The following is a 15705-nucleotide window of genomic DNA, read 5'->3' as shown; positions in this document are numbered from 1 at the left end:
GGGTCGACGTGTACCGCCATCGGGGAGAGCCAGTCAAGAAGAAAATGCACGCGGCTGCACCCGGGTGGCGCACGACGGCCACCGACCCGCCTCACGGTGGTCCACAAACCCGCGGGCATGGTGTACACAGCCCACCATGTTGTCCCCTTATCGCGTTCTCGATCTCACCGCCGGGCGGGGCGATCTCGGTCCCCTCATCCTCGCCGGCCTCGGCGCCGACGTCATCAAGGTCGAACCGCCGGGCGGCTGCCCCTCACGCCGCACGCCGCCGCACGCTCCCGGTTCGCCTGACGGCCTGACCAGCCTTTACTTCCACGCCTTCAACCGCGACAAGCGCAGCGTCGTCCTCGACCTCGACAGCCCAGCCGGACGCGCCGATCTCCTTGCCCTCGTCGCTACCGCCGACTTCCTGTTCGAAGACGCCGGCTCCGGCATCATGGAGGCACGGGGCCTCGGATTCGACGCCCTGCGCGCCGCGAATCCACAGCTCGTCTACGTTACCGTGTCGGCCTTCGGCCACGACGGACCTTACGCCCGGCACCACGCCACCGATCTCACGCTGGCAGCCATGGGCGGCATGATGGCCGTTAACGGCGACGCCGATCGGCCGCCGGTGCGCGTCACCGTGCCGCAGACGTGGTATCACGCCGCGGCCGAAAGCGCCGTCGCTGCCCTCGTCGCACACTTCCGCCGCCTGCAGACCGGCACCGCGCAGCTCGTCGACGTATCGGCGCAGGCCGCGGTCTTCTGGACCGGACTCAACGCAATGATTGCGCACGCCGTCCAGGGCGCCGACATCGAACGCAACGGATCCATGCTGCAGCTCGGCGTCTTCGACATTCCGGTCGTGTACCGGTGCGCCGACGGCGAAGTCGTCCTGATCATGAGTGCCCCCACCGGACCCATCCTGCTGAGCTGGATGCTCGAGGACGGCACCGTCGACATGGAATGGCTCGGCGCCGAGGACTGGTCGACTTACGAGGCGCGTCTCCTTGCCGGCGCTCCGCTCGTGCACTCTCTCGTCGCGCTACGGGAAAGGGTCAGCGCCTTCTGCGCGAAGTACGCGAAGGCGGATCTCTTCGCTCGCGGCCTCGCCGCCGGAGCGACGATCGCTCCGGTCAATACCATCGCCGACGTTCTGGCTCTCGCGCAGCTCGACGCGCGCGATTTCTGGCAGCCGTACCCGCTGCAAGACGGCCACGCACCGCTGCGCGCCCCCGGGGCCTTTGTTCGCGCGTCTCGAACCCCCGTGGCGCTCGAACGCCCCGCCCCCGCCGCGGGCGCGCACACGACAGAAGTGCTGACCGCCGCCCCGACCGCAGCGCCGCGGAAGCCCGCCAGGGAATCCGCGGCGCCGGCGCCGCTGCCTTTCGCCGGCGTGAAGATCGCCGATTTCTCCTGGATCGGCGTCGGGCCGATCACCGCCAGGTACTTCGCCGATCACGGCGCTACGGTGGTACGCGTCGAAACCGCCAACCCCATCGACCGCCTGCGCAGCGTCGGACCGTTCAAGGACGGCATTGCCGGCACGAACCGGTCGCAGTTTTTCGCTTCCTTCAACACCTCGAAGCAGTCCCTCGCGCTGAACCTGCGGATTCCCGAAGGGCTGGAAGTGGCGAAGCGGCTGATCGCATGGGCGGACATCTGCATGGATTCGTTCGCCGCCGGCACGATGGAGCGCATCGGACTCGGCTACGACGTTGTGCGTGCCATCAAACCGGACATCGTCATGGCAAGCACATGCCTGATGGGACAGACCGGGCCCGCCGCCGCCATGGCCGGTTACGGATACCACGCCGCCGCCGTGTGCGGATTCTACGAGGTGACCGGCTGGCCGGACCGTCCGCCCAGCGGGCCCTTCAACGCCTATACGGACACCATCGCGCCCCGCTTCCTCGGCGCCACGTTGATGGCGGCGCTCGATTACCGCCGCCGCACCGGCGAAGGCCAGCGTATCGAACAGGCACAGATGGAATCGTCCCTGTACTTCCTCGCACCGGAACTGCTCGACCATCAGGTGAGCGGCGCCATCCCGCGGCGCGCCGGCAACGCCGCGCCCGGAGCCGCACCGCACGACGCTTATCCGTGTGCGGGAACCGACGAGTGGTGCGCCATCGCCGTCGAGACCGACGCGCAATGGCGGGCACTCCGGCAGGCGCTCGGCAAACCCGCATGGGCGATGGCCCCCGAGCTGGACTCCGCCGCGGGCCGCATCGCACATCGCGAACGCATCGACCGCGAGCTGGCCGAGTTCACCCGCACGCACGAGCCGCGGGCGCTGATGGAGAGGCTGCAGGCGGCAGGAGTCCCGGCGGGCATGGTGCAGCGCTCCAGCGACCTGCTCACCGATCCGCAGCTCGCGCACCGGCGCTTCTTTCGCCGTCTGCACCATCCGGAGATGGGCGAAGTGCCGTACGAGGGACATCAGTTCCGCATCCGCGGCTATGACAGCGGCCCACGCACAGCCGCACCGTGCCTCGGCGAACACTCGGTGCAGGTGCTGCGGGAGATCCTCGGCTACAGCGAAGAGGACCTCGCCCGCATCGCCGCCAGCGGCGCGCTGACCTGACTTCTTTTGTCCACGGAGCTTCGCCCGCCTCGACACGTACCGGGAAAGGCGGCGGTGTCCGAAAAAGGGGGGAGCGGTCTGGGCTGTCCGAGAGGGTGGTAGTGCACGGCACTAACCCGCAGCCCGCCGGGACGCCGCCCCTCCGGGCAGGTTCCGGGCCCCGAACACCCCACCGCAAGGCCGATTCTGCCCCCCTCCGCCGGAACGCATCCGCCGCAAATTCATGGATGTGCGCGGTGGCCACCCTCGCAAAGCGCCATCAGCGCGCTGTCATGGCAGGCCGTACCAGGTGCCCTTGCGGGCGCCGTGCCGCTTGAGATGGCCGAGCGCGACAAGGCGCCGGAAATGTTCCTTGAGCGTATTCCGGCTCGCACCGGTAACGCGGATCATGTCACCAATCGTCACCCGCCCATGCTGGCGTGCATGATCGACGATCTGTACCGCCAGTTCGGGCAAGGCGGCAATGACGATCTTTTCGCGCTCCACTTTCGCGGCGAGGCGCCGCTTCTGCTGCTGGAGCGCGCGCAGGAAGAAAAGAATCCATGGCTGCCAGTCGGGCGCCGCGGTGCGGATCGTGCCCTGCGTCTGGCGCAGCGCAAGATAATAGCTTTCCTTGTTGTGCTCGATCACGCTCTCCAGCGAGCTGTAGGGCACATAGGCATAACCGGCCTGCAACAAGAGGATCGTGGTCAGGACGCGGCTCAAACGGCCATTTCCGTCCTGGAACGGATGGATCTCCAGGAAGACCACGATGAACACGCCGATGATGAGGAGCGGATGCAGGCGGCCGGTGTCGCGGGTCTCGTTCAGCCACGCGATCAGCTCGGCCATCAGCCGCGGCGTATCGAAGGGCGTTGCCGTCTCAAAGACGACGCCGATCTGGCGGCCGACGTCGTCGAAGGCGGCGACGCTGTTGGGTGTCGTCTTGTAGGCACCCCGGTGGTAATCGTCCCTGTCGCTGCAGGACAGGAGATCGCGGTGCACCTGCTTGATATGGTTCTCCGTAACCGGAATGTCCGCCCAGGACTGGAAGACGGTTTCCATGACCTTGGCGTAGCCCGCGACTTCCTGCTCGTCCCTGGTGGCGAAGGGCTGGATCTGCAGGTTGCCGAGGAGACGTTCCACGTCGCGGTCGCTGAGCTTGCTGCCCTCGATCCGGGTGGAGGACCCGATGCTCTCAATCGTCGCGACGCGGCGAAGGGCGTTCAGGCGCTCAGGCGCGAGGGTGCCGAAAGCGCGCCACGCGCCTTTGAATTCGTCGATTTCGGCGATCAGCACCAGGAATTCCGGGGTGATATCTATGGTATCTGTCGTCAGCATAGAAGCCCTTCTCAACCATATTCTCACCCATAATCACCCAAAAGCCTATAACCAAAACCTCACCCATAAGCGCCCATATCGCTGCCGGGCCGGCTCGCTTCCCCTGGCGCCAGCAGCGTGTTGATGTCGTCGGCGCCGGCGGCCTCTGCCTCGCGGCTTCGACGGTCGCGGAAGCCGCGAGGTCCCACACCCGATCCTCGTCCTGCACGCGAAAGCGCACCTCGTACACTCCAGGGGGGAAGCTGTCCGCACTCGCCCGCCACACCGGCCTTGACTCTTTACCGGGCGGGGCCGGACAATGCGCCAGTCATGCCTCGCACCCCCCTTCCCGGCTTGCTGACGACCGTCGCGCTTCTTCTGGCGGCCACCGCGACGCCGCTCCGGGCGACGACGTTCGTGGTGCCCGATGACGTGGCGACGATTCAGGGCGCGCTGAACGCCGCCCAGCCCGGCGACACGGTCTCGGTGAAAGACACCGCCGGACCCTACTTCGAAAAACTCACCTTCCCGCGCAGCGGCACCCCCGGCGCCTACATCACCTTACAGGCGTATACGGGACACCAGCCGACCCTCGACGGCACCGGCGTCGCCGGGCCGAACATGATGCACCTCGTCTCGCGCAGCTACGTTAAGGTTGTCGGCTTCAAGATCCGCAACAACCTCAACGTCAACGACGGCTCGGGAATCAGAATCGAGGGCAGCGGCAGCTTCGTCGAAGTCCGCAACAACCGCATCCACGACATGCGCGGCAACCACGCCATGGGCATTACGGTGTACGGAACCGCGGCAACCTCGATCTCGAACCTCGTGATCGACGGCAACGAGATCTACGACTGCGAACCGGCGCACAGCGAGGCGCTGACCCTCAACGGCAACGTCGAGCTGTTCGAGGTTACGAACAACATCGTGCGCGACGTCGACAACATCGGCATCGACTTTATCGGCGGCGAGACGGACATCCAGCCCGATCCCGCGAAGGTGGCCCGCAACGGCGTCTGCCGCGGCAATCAGGTCTACCGCGCGCGCTCGAGCTACGGCGGCGGTTACGCCGGCGGCATTTACGTCGACGGCGGCAAGGACATCATCATCGAGCGCAACGTCGTCTCCGAGTGCGACCTCGGCATAGAGATCGGCGCCGAGAACAACGGAATTGTCGCCAGCGGCATCGTCGTGCGCAACAACTTCATCTACCGCAACGACAAAGCCGGTCTGGTCTTCGGCGGCTACGATGCGTCCGTCGGCCGCGTCCGCGATAGCGCCTTTCTGAACAACACGCTCTTCCAGAACGACACCCTGGGCACCGGCATCGGCGAGATCTGGATTCAGTTCGCGGACACCAACGTCATCCGCAACAACGTCGCGTACAGTACCGGTCAGAACGTCCTCCTCTATTCGGAGAACGGTAACGTCGACAACACGCTCGACTATAATCTCTGGTTCGTCGAAGCCGGCGCCGGCGCGGCAACTTTCGTGTGGCGCAACACGGTCTATACGGGCTTCGCAGCGTATCAGACAGGTTCGGGACAAGACGCGCACGGGCTGTTTGCGGACCCGCAACTGGTCGCGCCGGCCGGCGGGAATCTGCACATCAGGTCCACCTCGCCGGCCGTCGACGCCGGCGACCCGGCCTTCGTACCGGGAGCCGGCGAAACCGATATCGACGGCGCCGTGCGAATCAGCGGCGGCCAAGTCGACCTCGGCGCCGACGAGGTGACTTGCGGCGACGGCTGGATCGACACGGGCGAAACCTGCGACGACGGCAATCTGGTCGACTGCGACGGCTGCGACAGCAATTGCACACCGTCGGCGACCTGCGGCAACGGCGTACTCTGCGCACCCGAGGCCTGCGACGACGGCAACACTGCAGCCGGCGACTGCTGCTCGCCGACGTGCACGTTCGAGCTCGCCGGCAACCCGTGTAACGACGGCACCCTCTGCACGCGCTCGGACGCCTGCAACGGAAGCGGCACCTGCGTGGGCGTGGCGCAGCCGGAGCCGGTCTGTCGGACCGCGACCGTCGCCGGCGGTTCACGGCTGACGCTGCTGGACAAGACGCCAGACAGCCGGGACGCGTTTTCGTGGACGTGGATGCGCGGCGCGGCGACCACTCCGGCGGCACTCGGCGACCCGACCGGTGCCACCGTGTTCGATCTGTGCATCTACGATCAATCCGCCGGCCCCCAGCCCCGTCTCGACGTTTCGCTGCCGGCCGGAGGCATTTGCGCCAGCCGCGCCTGCTGGAGTGCCACTGGGACCGGGTTCCGTTACAGCGACCGGAATCGGACCTGGGGAGTGCGTCTCCTGCGCTTGACGGCGGGGGATAGCGGCAAGGCCCGCATCTCGCTGCGTGGCGGCAGCGCGGCGGTGACGTTACCGGCGCTCGCGGGAGTGGTCGCGCCGGTTACGGTGCAGCTCCGTAACAGCCTCGGCGAGTGCTGGGGAGCAAGCTACTCGGCGCTGCAGACGCAAACGTCGACGCAACTCAAGGCGCGAAGCGACTGAGCCCGGGCAGACCCCGCCCGCCGGTCGTGCCGACCTCGGGCCGGAGGTCACGGTGTCCGGCTCGCCCCGGTGCCCCCGGCGGCCTTGACCGTGGGGCTCGGCGCAGCCGGCGGCAGCGTCGACGCCTCGATACCGCTCGGCAGGTTCGCGCGCAGGACTCTGAAAGCGTTGGCGCCCATGATCTTCGCCACGTCCTGCTGCGATAGTCCCGATTGGAGGAGCGCCTCGGTGAGCCGCGGCACGCCCGTGGTATCGAACGGCGTGGCCGTAGCGCCGTCGAAGTCGGAACCCAGGCCGACGTGGTCCGGCCCGGCCACCCCGATCGCGTACCGGATCGCCTTGACGATTCCTGCCAGCGACGGATCGCACACCGCACCATCCCAGTATCCGATGCCGACCACCCCGCCCGTCGCCGCCACCTTGCGCAACTGCGCGTCGCTCAGGTTGCGCGGCGAGTCGCACGTCCCCTTGACGCCCGCGTGCGAGACGACAAGCGGCTTGGTGGTCATCGCCGCCACCTCGTCGAACACCTGCGGCGACGCGTGCGCGAGGTCGACGGCGATGCCGGTTGCCTGCATCTCGCGCACCGCGGCCCGGCCGAGGTCGGTCAGGCCGCCGCGTTCGGTACCGTGCGCCGAACCGCCAACCTGATTGTCGAAGAAGTGCGCGATGCCCATCATCCGAAATCCCGCCGCGCGCAGCCGTGCCACGTTCTCGAGCTTGCCATCGATTGCCTGCATCCCCTCGATCGCCAGCATTCCCGCCGTCTGCTGGCGGTCGCGGGTGCGATCCTCGAGATACGCGTAAAGGTCCTCGACCCGACGGATGAGACGGAACCGCCCGCCCGAACGTGCTGCCACGTCCGTGAACTTCTGCGCCTGATAAATGGCCCGCTCCGTGCGGCTCGTCCACGTGGCCACCGGCCAGCGCTGCAGGACGGCGAGCACACTGACCACGTCGAAGGCGTCGCCGGCGTTGCGCTCGTAGTTGATGCCGTAGGGCACCTGCGTGACCACACCGAACACCTGCAAGGCGACGTTGGCCTCGATCAAGCGCGGCACGTCGACGTGACCGAAGCTCCCGCGCACGAGCAGGTCGCGCTGCCACAGCAGCGGATCGGCGTGCAGGTCGGCAACGAACATGCGGTCGTGCAGGTCCCGCGCCTCCTTGCCCACCGGGTACGGCGGCGACACCAGCACTCGATTGGCGGAGCGCTCTATGACCTCGGGCCCGAAGATCCCGGCACCGACGAGGATCGTGACCGCCAGAGCGGCGACAATCGCCAGCAGGGTACCGACGACTCGGCCCGATGAGCGGCGCTGCATTCGTCCCTCCATTCCGGCTTGCCCACTCGCCTGGCGGCCTCAGGCGCGACCGCCCTCGGTGAGCTTCTTGAGATCGAGAATCTCGTCCAACCGTTCCTTCGGAATCAAGTTCTCCTCGATCATCACCTCGCGGATCGGCCTGTCCCCGGCGACTGACTGCTTGAAGACCCTCGCCGCGACGTCGTAACCGACCACCGGCGCGATGGCGGTCACCAGCGACGCAGTTCGCTCGCCGTAAGCTCGGCACTGCGCGACGTTGGCCGTTATGCCGCGCACGCACTTCTCCTCGAACACCCGGGCGGCACTGCCGAGCAGCTCGAGCTCTTCGAGCAAGTTGTGGGCGATCACCGGCATCATCACGTTGAGGTCGAGATTGCCGTTCAGCGCCGCGACGACGATGGCGCCGTCGTTGCCGATGAGCTGCGCCGCCACCATGTTCACGGCCTCCGGAATGACCGGGTTCACCTTCCCGGGCATAATGCTCGACCCGGGCTGGGTCGCCGGCAACTCGATCTCGTTGAGTCCGGTGCGCGGACCCGAAGTTAGCAGGCGCAGGTCGTTGCCGACCTTCATCAAGCCGACGGCGACGATCTTGACCGCGCTCGACACCTCGACCGCCGCATCGCGGTTTTGCATGGCCTCGAAGACGTTCTCGGCCCGGCGGAACAGGTGCCCGGTGAGAACGCGCAGCTCGGTCACCACCCGCGTGCCGAACTCCGGATGGGCGTTGATACCGGTGCCCACCGCGGTGCCGCCGATGGGCAACTCGGACAGGTGGCGCCGGGTGTTCTCGAGCCGCACCACGCCGTGGCGCATGACCCCGGCGTATCCGGAGAACTCCTGCCCGAGCGTGATCGGCACGGCATCCTGCAAGTGCGTGCGTCCGGACTTGACGACGTCGGCGAACTCGGCCGCCTTCGCCGCGAAGCCGTCGGCCAGTTTACGCAACGCCGGAAGGGTGTGGGTCTCGAGGGCATCCATGGCGGCGACGTGCATCGCGCTCGGGAAGACGTCGTTGGTGCTCTGCGCCATATTGACGTGATCGTTCGGGTGCACGAGGTTCCTGTCGCCGCGGCTGCCGCCGAGCAGCTCGATGGCGCGCGCGGCGATGACCTCGTTGGCGTTCATGTTCGTCGAGGTGCCCGAGCCGGTCTGAAAGATGTCCAGGGGAAACTCCGCGTCCAGGCTCCCGCCCGCCACTTCGAGGGCCGCCCGCTCGATGGCCTGGCCGCGGGCTTCGTCGAGAAGACCGAGTTGCATATTGACCCGCGCGGCGGCGGCTTTGACAACACCCAGGGCCTTGATGAATCGGCGGGAAAAACGCGGCCCGTTCAACGGGAAGTTCTCCAGCGCACGTGCCGTTTGCGCGCCGTAATAGGCCTTTGCGGGCACACGCATCTCGCCCATCGAGTCTCGCTCTATGCGGAAGTCGGCCATCGTGCGTCATCTCCTTGCGGCAAGGCGTATCCGGAGCCGTCCGGCCGCCCGGCAGCCACCGCGGCCGTGCGCGCGGCACCACCCCACCCAATCCCCGGTCCCCCACGGCCGCACGGGAGGCGCGCCGGGGGGCCTAGCCGCCGTATTCGGCGAGGGCAAATACCCGGTGCGGCTGCAAACGTTCGCGGCCCTTCAGCACGGCCAGCTCAACGAGAAAAGCGCACTCGACCACTTCGCCGCCGAGACGTTCCACCAGCGCGATCGCCGCGCTTGCCGTACCGCCCGTCGCCAGCAGATCGTCGACGATCAGCACGCGGCACGGGTGGCCGAATGCATCGCGGTGGATCTCGAGGCTGTCGTTGCCGTACTCGAGTTCGTATTCCGCCGTGTACGTGGTGGACGGCAGCTTCCCGGGCTTGCGCACGACGGCAAGCCCGCAACCCAGTGCGTAGGCGACCGCCGCACCGATCAGGAAGCCGCGCGACTCGATGCCGACGACCTTGTCGATGCCGGTCCGATGTCTGGCCGCGATCCGGTCCACAACCGTCCTGAACGCCGCCCCATCGGCAAGCAGCGGAGTAATGTCCTTGAAGATGATGCCCGGCTTCGGAAAGTCGGGGATGTCACGGATGTAAGACTTGATGTCGATCATCGTCCCCTTCCAGCACCCTTCAGCCCGCCGACCGGTCCCGATCGGGCGGCCAGACAACCCGCAGTTGCCCGAGCATGCTCAACGACGCGTAATTGGTCAAATCGAGATGGAGCGGGGTGACCGCAATCAGGCCACGCTGGATGGCGCTGAAGTCGGTGCCCTCCGCATCGACGAAGCCAATCTCTCCGCCGCCGATCCAGTAGTACTTCTTGCCGCGCGGATCGACCTTCTCGACGATGGCGTCGCCGTATCGGCGCTTCCCCTGTCGCGCAAGCGCGAACCCCTCGATGCTGGCCGCCGGGAGGTCCGGCACGTTGACGTTCAGCAGCGTGTCCCGCGGCAACCCGTCGCGAAGCACGGAGATCGCAAGTTGTCGCGCAAACGCGGCCGCCGCCGAGAAGTCCATGCCGTTGTCGGTCACCAGCGATACCGCAACCGACGGAATACCGAGGAGGGTCCCTTCCATGGCCGCGGAGACGGTTCCCGAGTAGGTGATGTCGTCGCCCAGATTGGCGCCGCGATTGATCCCGGAGACGAGCAGGCGCGGCCGCTCGGGCAGGATGCCCTTGACGGCCAGGTTCACGCAGTCGGTCGGCGTACCGTCGACCGCGAAGGCACGCACACCGGCCGACTCGATACGCAACGGCCGCGACAACGTCAGGGCATGGCTGACTGCACTCTGGTCGCGATCGGGAGCCACCACCCACACCTCGTCGAGGTCGGCCAGCACCTCGCGGAGAGCGCGCAATCCATCCGCCGCAATGCCGTCGTCGTTACTCAGCAGGATGGACACGGCGGCACCGTAGCACCGCCCCTTTGAGCGGGCAAACCAGCCTCGCCGCGCGTGGTACAGAAGAGGAAATCGGGGCGGCGGGATTTGAACCCACGACCACTCGCACCCCAAGCGAGTGCGCTACCAGGCTGCGCCACGCCCCGACAAGTAAGCCGCCCACCAACCATCCGCGGGCGGCTTACTGTATTGAGTAGTGCCACTTAAGCTTCAGGAACTCAACCGTACAGCGCGCCTGACTATCGCAGCAGTTTGACCAGCGCTTGCAGCTCTCGCCTTACCGACTGCAGCGCATGCCGTAACCGGACCTCGCAGGATTCGGCGTCGCCCGGCGGTTCCCGCCGTGCCGCCCCGGTTCGCGACCCCTCCCGCAGGCGTTTGCGCGCCCCCTCGATGGTGAACCGTTGATCGTGCAGCAGCTGCTTGATCTGCAGCAGCGTTTCGACGTCCTTGCGGCGGTACAACCGGTGCTTCGAGCGGCTCTTGTTCGGCCGCACGATGCTGAACTCGCTTTCCCAGTAGCGCAACACGTGAGGCTTGACGCCGACGATCGACGCTGCTTCGCCGATCTTGAAGTAGAGTTTGTCCGGAAGCTGGGGAGCTGGGGCACCCACGGTAGACCGCTAAGGTTCGGAGTTCATCGTCTTCTTGAGCACCTGACTGGCTTTGAAGGTCAACACGCGACGGCCGGAAATGGTAATCTCGTCTCCCGTTTGCGGGTTACGACCTTTACGGGGACGCTTGGCATTGACGACGAAGTTCCCGAAGCCAGAGATCTTGACCTTCTCTCCCCGCCCCAGGCGGTTCTTGATGATCTCGAACACCGATTCGACGACTTCGCTGGCCTCTTTCTTGGAGAAACCGATCTTTTCGTAGATCCGTTCGACGATGTCGCCCTTCGTCATGGTCACGCTCGGCCCTCCCTGTGGCAGGCGTCCCCTTCTAACGCAGATCCACGTGCAACGCCTCCACCGCCGCAGCAATCAACCGCGCGTGCACCTCACTCACCTCGGCATCGGTCAACGTCCGGTCCGCGGCCCGATACGACACGGTATAGGCCAGACTCTTCTTCCCGCTCGGAATCGGCGCCCCAACGTACTGATCGAACAACAGCACCTCTTCCACCAAGTCCCCCGCTCCCGCACCGCCGCGCAGAAACCGCGTCAGCCGATCGGAGGCGAAGTCATCATCCACAACGAAGGCCACATCACGCACAACTGCTGGAAATCGTGGAAGTTCCGCGAACTTCACGCGGGGCGGAAAATACTGGAGCAGTGCGGTCAAGTCAAGTTCGAAGAGCCAGCAGCGCGGCCCGACATCGAGGGCGTCTTGAACGCCGGGATGCAGGGCGCCGGCGATGCCCACCGTCCCGCCATGTGGCCCGATCACCGCCGCCGTCTGACCGGGATGAAAGGCGGGCCGGTCGGACTCAACCTGCCAGGTCATTGCCGGGACCCCGAGATGCTCGCAGAGGCCGTCTACAACGCCCTTGATGTCGACCAGCTCGACTTCGTCGCGGCGGCCCAGGCCGGTACCGGGGAAGCCGCGGCAGACCACCCCGGCAACGCGCCAGGCTTCGCGGAACTCGTCGTCGCGCCAGAATACCTTGCCGATGGAAAACAGCGCCACGCGAGTCGCACCGTACGCCAGATTGTCGCGCACCGCCCTCACCAACTGGCCGCACAAGCTCCGGCGCAACTCGGTGTCGTCCTGGGTGAGGGGGTTGACGATCCTCACCGCCCGGGGCTCCGGATCAATGCCCGGAAAGAGCCGGTTCGTCTCTGCCGAGGCGAACGCCAGAAACACCGCTTCGTGCAGGCCCTGGCCGGCCACGTACCGCCGGATCTCGCGGAAAGTTCGTTCGTTGCCGCTGCCGGCAGCGTCCGTCAGCGCCCCACTTGGGAACGTCGTCGGTACGTTGTCGTACCCGATGAGGCGCACCACCTCCTCAATAAAATCGATCTCGCGGGTCAGGTCGGGTCGATACGATGGCGGCACGGCGGACAGCGTACCGCGAGGCCCCGGCGTCACCGCTACGCCAAGAGCCTTCAGCTTGCCCACCACCTCGGCCCGGCCGACCGTCATTCCGAGCAACTCCTCCAGACGCTTCAACCGCAGCGGCACGGCCGCCATGGTGCGGCGCCCCGGGTAAACGTCGATGCAACCGCGCAGCACCCGCCCGCCCGCTAGATTCGCCATCAGCTCCGCCGCCCGGTCCGCGGCCGTTTCCACCCCTTCGATGTCGGTGCAGCGCTCGAACCGGTACGAGGCTTCGGTGCGCAACCCGAGCCGCTTGGCCGTGCGCCGGACGGCGGCGGGGTCGAACCAGGCGCTTTCCAGCAGGATCCGGCGCGTCGTTTCGGTAACCTCGCTGTCGGCGCCGCCCATGATCCCGGCTATTGCCACCGTCTCGCCGCCGCTGGTGATGAGCAGATCGTTCGGCAGCAAAGCCCGCGCGTGGCCGTCGAGGGTCGTGAACGTTCCCGCCTGGCCAGCGCGGCGCACGACGATCTCCGGGCGCGGCAGGCGGTCGTAATCGAAGGCATGCAGGGGCTGCCCGCGTTCGATCATCACGTAATTCGTCACGTCGACGACGTTGTTGATCGGACGCACGCCCACGGCCCGCAACCGCGCCTGCATGCGCAACGGCGCCGGCCCGATGCCGACGTCCGCGACCACCCGCCCGACATACCGGCCGCAGAGGTCCGCGTCGGCAATCTGAATCGTCGCCAGCGTCACCGCCCCGGGATCGCTTTCCGACACGCGTACGCGCGGCCGGACCGGTCTCTGTCCGGTCAGCGCGGCGATCTCCCGGGCCAGGCCCACAATGCTCAGGCAATCGCCGCGGTTGGGCGTGATGGCGATATCGAGAACGGTGTCTTCGATCCCGAGCGCGGCGGTGACCGACCGACCCGGCCGGGCGTCGTCCGGGAGAACGAGCAGACCGCGGGCGTCGCCGCCCAACCCCAACTCCGCCTCGGAGCACAACATCCCGGCCGAGGCGAAGCCATGTACCTCCAACGCGGCAACCGGCCTGCCGTCCGGCAGCATCGCCCCGGGCCGCGCCCACGGCACCCGCATTCCGACCCGCACGTTCGGCGCCCCGCACACCACCGTGTGCAGCGTCGCGTCGTCCGCCCGCACGGCGCACACACTGAGCCCCTCCGCGCGCGGATGCGGTTCGACACGCACCACCTCGACGCAGACGACGTCAGGCAGATCGCGCCCCCAGGCTTCGACCGCCTCGACCTCGAAGCCCGCCGTCGTCAGGCGATCCGTGAGCCGATCGAGCGGCCACTCCATCGCCACGAACTCTGCCAGCCAGTTGCAGGTGACTCGCATCGCCAACCCCGCACGCTCAGAACTGCCCCAGGAAGCGGACGTCGTTGGCGTAGAAGAGCCGGATGTCGTTGATCTGGTAACGCAGCATGGCGATCCGCTCCACACCGAGGCCAAAGGCAAAGCCGCTGTACACCTCGGGGTCGTAGCCCACCGCGGCAAACACGTTCGGATCGATCAACCCGGCACCGAGCACCTCGATCCACCCGGTGCCCTTGCAGACCCTGCAGGTTTCGTCCCGGCTACCGCAGAAGAGGCAACCGATGTCGACCTCGGCACTGGGCTCGGTAAACGGGAAGAAGCTGGCGCGGAATCGCAGTTTCGTGTCGGCGCCGAACAAACGCCGCAGCGCCAGCGTAAGCACGCCTTTGAGGTCGCCGAAAGCGATGCGCCGATCGACCATGAAGCCCTCGACCTGATGGAACATCGGCGAATGGGTAACGTCGTAGTCGTGGCGGTAGCACGCACCGGGCGCAATCACCCGCAGGGGCGGCGTCTGGGTTTCCATGACCCGCACCTGCACCGGCGAAGTGTGCGTGCGCAGCACCTGCTCCTCGGCGACGAAGAACGTATCGTGCATGTCGCGCGCGGGGTGATCGCGCGGAATGTTGAGCGCACTGAAGTTGTGGTAGTCGTCCTCGACGTCCGGCCCCTCGGCGACGGAGAAACCCAGCCCGACGAAAATGTCGACGATTTCCTCCATCGTACGCGAGATGGGATGGAGCCGGCCGGCGGCCCGCCGTCTGGCCGGCAGCGTGACGTCGGTGCGCTCCGCAGCCACCCGGGCGACCCGGGCCGCATCCCGGAGTCGCAGTTGCGCGGCTGCCACGCGAGCCTCGAGGTCGTCCTTGATGTCGTTTAGATAAGCGCCGACGGTGGGGCGCTCGGCCGGCGGCACGTCGCGCAGGCCACGGACAAGCTCGGTGAGCTGGCCCTTGCGCCCCAGAAAACGCACGCGCACGGCGTCCACCTCCGCTTCGCTGCCCGACGCCTCCAGCGCCGCGATCGCGTCGCGGTGGATCTCTGCCAACTGCTCCTTCATGGGATCCCCGTCCGCGTGGCGTCACGCGCCACCGAGCGGACGGGCCGATTCTCGGGCGCCGTCAGCCCACGCCAACGCCGCGGTCAGGCGGCCAGATGCGCCCTGGCAATCTGCGCGAATTCCTGAAAGCCGGCGGGATCGCGGGCCGCCAGATCGGCCAACACCTTACGATCCACCCCCACGCCCCCCTGCTTCAACCCGTGCATGAACTGACTGTAGCTGAGGCCGTGCTCGCGCGCGGCAGCGTTGATACGCACGATCCACAGCCCCCGAAACTCGCGCTTGCGGACCTTGCGATCGCGATAGGCGTAAGTCAGGCCCTTTTCGACGGTCTCGCGCGCCTGGCGGTACAGTTTGCGCCGGCCGCCGACGTTACCCTTGGCGAGCTTGAGGATTTTCTTGTGCCGGCGGCGGGCTTTGGTCCCGCGCTTCACTCGTGGCATGGTCGATCTCCTCGAAAGCTCAATCGGTTAGCATCTCGACATCCGCGGCACAAGCGCCGCCTAAAGATACGGCAGCAGCAAACGGATGGCCCGCTCGTTGGTCGCATCGACCATGCCGGTCTGGCGCAGGTGACGTTTCCGCTTGCGGCCCTTCGAGGTGAGGATGTGTCGCAGGTAGGCCTTGCGGCGCCTGATCTTCCCCGTTCCCGTCATCTTGAACCGCTTGGCGGCTCCGCGGCTGGTCTTCATTTTCGGCATGACTTCTCCTCCTGCGCGGCCGGCCGGG

At 66.9% G+C, this 15705-nt stretch carries 13 protein-coding genes and 1 tRNA gene; 2 read left to right on the top strand and 12 right to left on the bottom strand.

Going from position 1 to position 15705, the window contains the following annotated elements; all coding sequences use genetic code 11:
* The first annotated feature begins 136 nt into the window (after window positions 1-136).
* Window positions 137-2569 (top strand): CoA transferase, encoded by a 2433-nt coding sequence (locus tag L6Q96_13055; GenBank protein MCK6555487.1) that lies wholly within the window; start codon window positions 137-139, stop codon window positions 2567-2569.
* A 270-nt stretch (window positions 2570-2839) separates the two neighbouring features.
* Here L6Q96_13055 and L6Q96_13050 read toward each other — a convergent pair whose 3' ends face one another.
* Window positions 2840-3889 (bottom strand): Fic family protein, encoded by a 1050-nt coding sequence (locus L6Q96_13050; protein MCK6555486.1) that lies wholly within the window; start codon window positions 3887-3889, stop codon window positions 2840-2842.
* Between the two features lie 309 nt (window positions 3890-4198).
* Between L6Q96_13050 and L6Q96_13045 the strand changes: the two genes are divergently transcribed.
* On the top strand, window positions 4199-6391 hold the full coding sequence (locus tag L6Q96_13045; protein ID MCK6555485.1) for a right-handed parallel beta-helix repeat-containing protein: 2193 nt from the start codon (window positions 4199-4201) through the stop codon (window positions 6389-6391).
* Window positions 6392-6438: 47 nt separating this feature from the next.
* Here L6Q96_13045 and L6Q96_13040 read toward each other — a convergent pair whose 3' ends face one another.
* From L6Q96_13040 to rpmI, 11 genes are all read right to left on the bottom strand, one after another.
* Window positions 6439-7716: a dipeptidase gene (locus L6Q96_13040; protein MCK6555484.1), complete on the bottom strand. Its 1278-nt coding sequence runs from the start codon at window positions 7714-7716 to the stop codon at window positions 6439-6441.
* Between the two features lie 39 nt (window positions 7717-7755).
* Window positions 7756-9153, bottom strand: coding sequence for a class II fumarate hydratase (locus L6Q96_13035; GenBank protein MCK6555483.1), 1398 nt, complete (start codon window positions 9151-9153; stop codon window positions 7756-7758).
* Between the two features lie 133 nt (window positions 9154-9286).
* The gene (locus L6Q96_13030) at window positions 9287-9805 is read right to left on the bottom strand and encodes an adenine phosphoribosyltransferase (protein ID MCK6555482.1); all 519 of its coding nucleotides are present in this window, start codon (window positions 9803-9805) and stop codon (window positions 9287-9289) included.
* Window positions 9806-9824: 19 nt separating this feature from the next.
* A complete protein-coding gene (surE, locus tag L6Q96_13025; protein ID MCK6555481.1) occupies window positions 9825-10598 on the bottom strand; it encodes a 5'/3'-nucleotidase SurE in 774 nt (257 codons plus the stop codon).
* Window positions 10599-10667: 69 nt separating this feature from the next.
* A tRNA-Pro gene (locus L6Q96_13020) sits at window positions 10668-10741 on the bottom strand.
* A gap of 93 nt (window positions 10742-10834) precedes the next feature.
* On the bottom strand, window positions 10835-11209 hold the full coding sequence (locus L6Q96_13015; GenBank protein ID MCK6555480.1) for a MerR family transcriptional regulator: 375 nt from the start codon (window positions 11207-11209) through the stop codon (window positions 10835-10837).
* A gap of 9 nt (window positions 11210-11218) precedes the next feature.
* A complete protein-coding gene (locus L6Q96_13010) occupies window positions 11219-11500 on the bottom strand; it encodes an integration host factor subunit alpha (protein ID MCK6555479.1) in 282 nt (93 codons plus the stop codon).
* A 37-nt stretch (window positions 11501-11537) separates the two neighbouring features.
* Window positions 11538-13937, bottom strand: a complete 2400-nt coding sequence (pheT, locus tag L6Q96_13005; protein MCK6555478.1) for a phenylalanine--tRNA ligase subunit beta — start codon at window positions 13935-13937, stop codon at window positions 11538-11540.
* Between the two features lie 16 nt (window positions 13938-13953).
* Window positions 13954-14976, bottom strand: coding sequence for a phenylalanine--tRNA ligase subunit alpha (gene pheS, locus L6Q96_13000; protein MCK6555477.1), 1023 nt, complete (start codon window positions 14974-14976; stop codon window positions 13954-13956).
* Window positions 14977-15059: 83 nt separating this feature from the next.
* Window positions 15060-15419: a 50S ribosomal protein L20 gene (gene rplT / locus L6Q96_12995; protein ID MCK6555476.1), complete on the bottom strand. Its 360-nt coding sequence runs from the start codon at window positions 15417-15419 to the stop codon at window positions 15060-15062.
* Window positions 15420-15479: 60 nt separating this feature from the next.
* Window positions 15480-15677, bottom strand: a complete 198-nt coding sequence (rpmI, locus tag L6Q96_12990; protein ID MCK6555475.1) for a 50S ribosomal protein L35 — start codon at window positions 15675-15677, stop codon at window positions 15480-15482.
* Between the last annotated feature and the right edge of the window lie 28 nt (window positions 15678-15705).

The organism is Candidatus Binatia bacterium (assembly GCA_023150935.1).
GTDB lineage: Bacteria > Desulfobacterota > Binatia > HRBIN30 > HRBIN30 > JAKLJW01.
The sequence above is the reverse complement of the archived record's forward strand: the minus strand, read 5'-3'. Positions and strand labels throughout refer to the sequence as shown.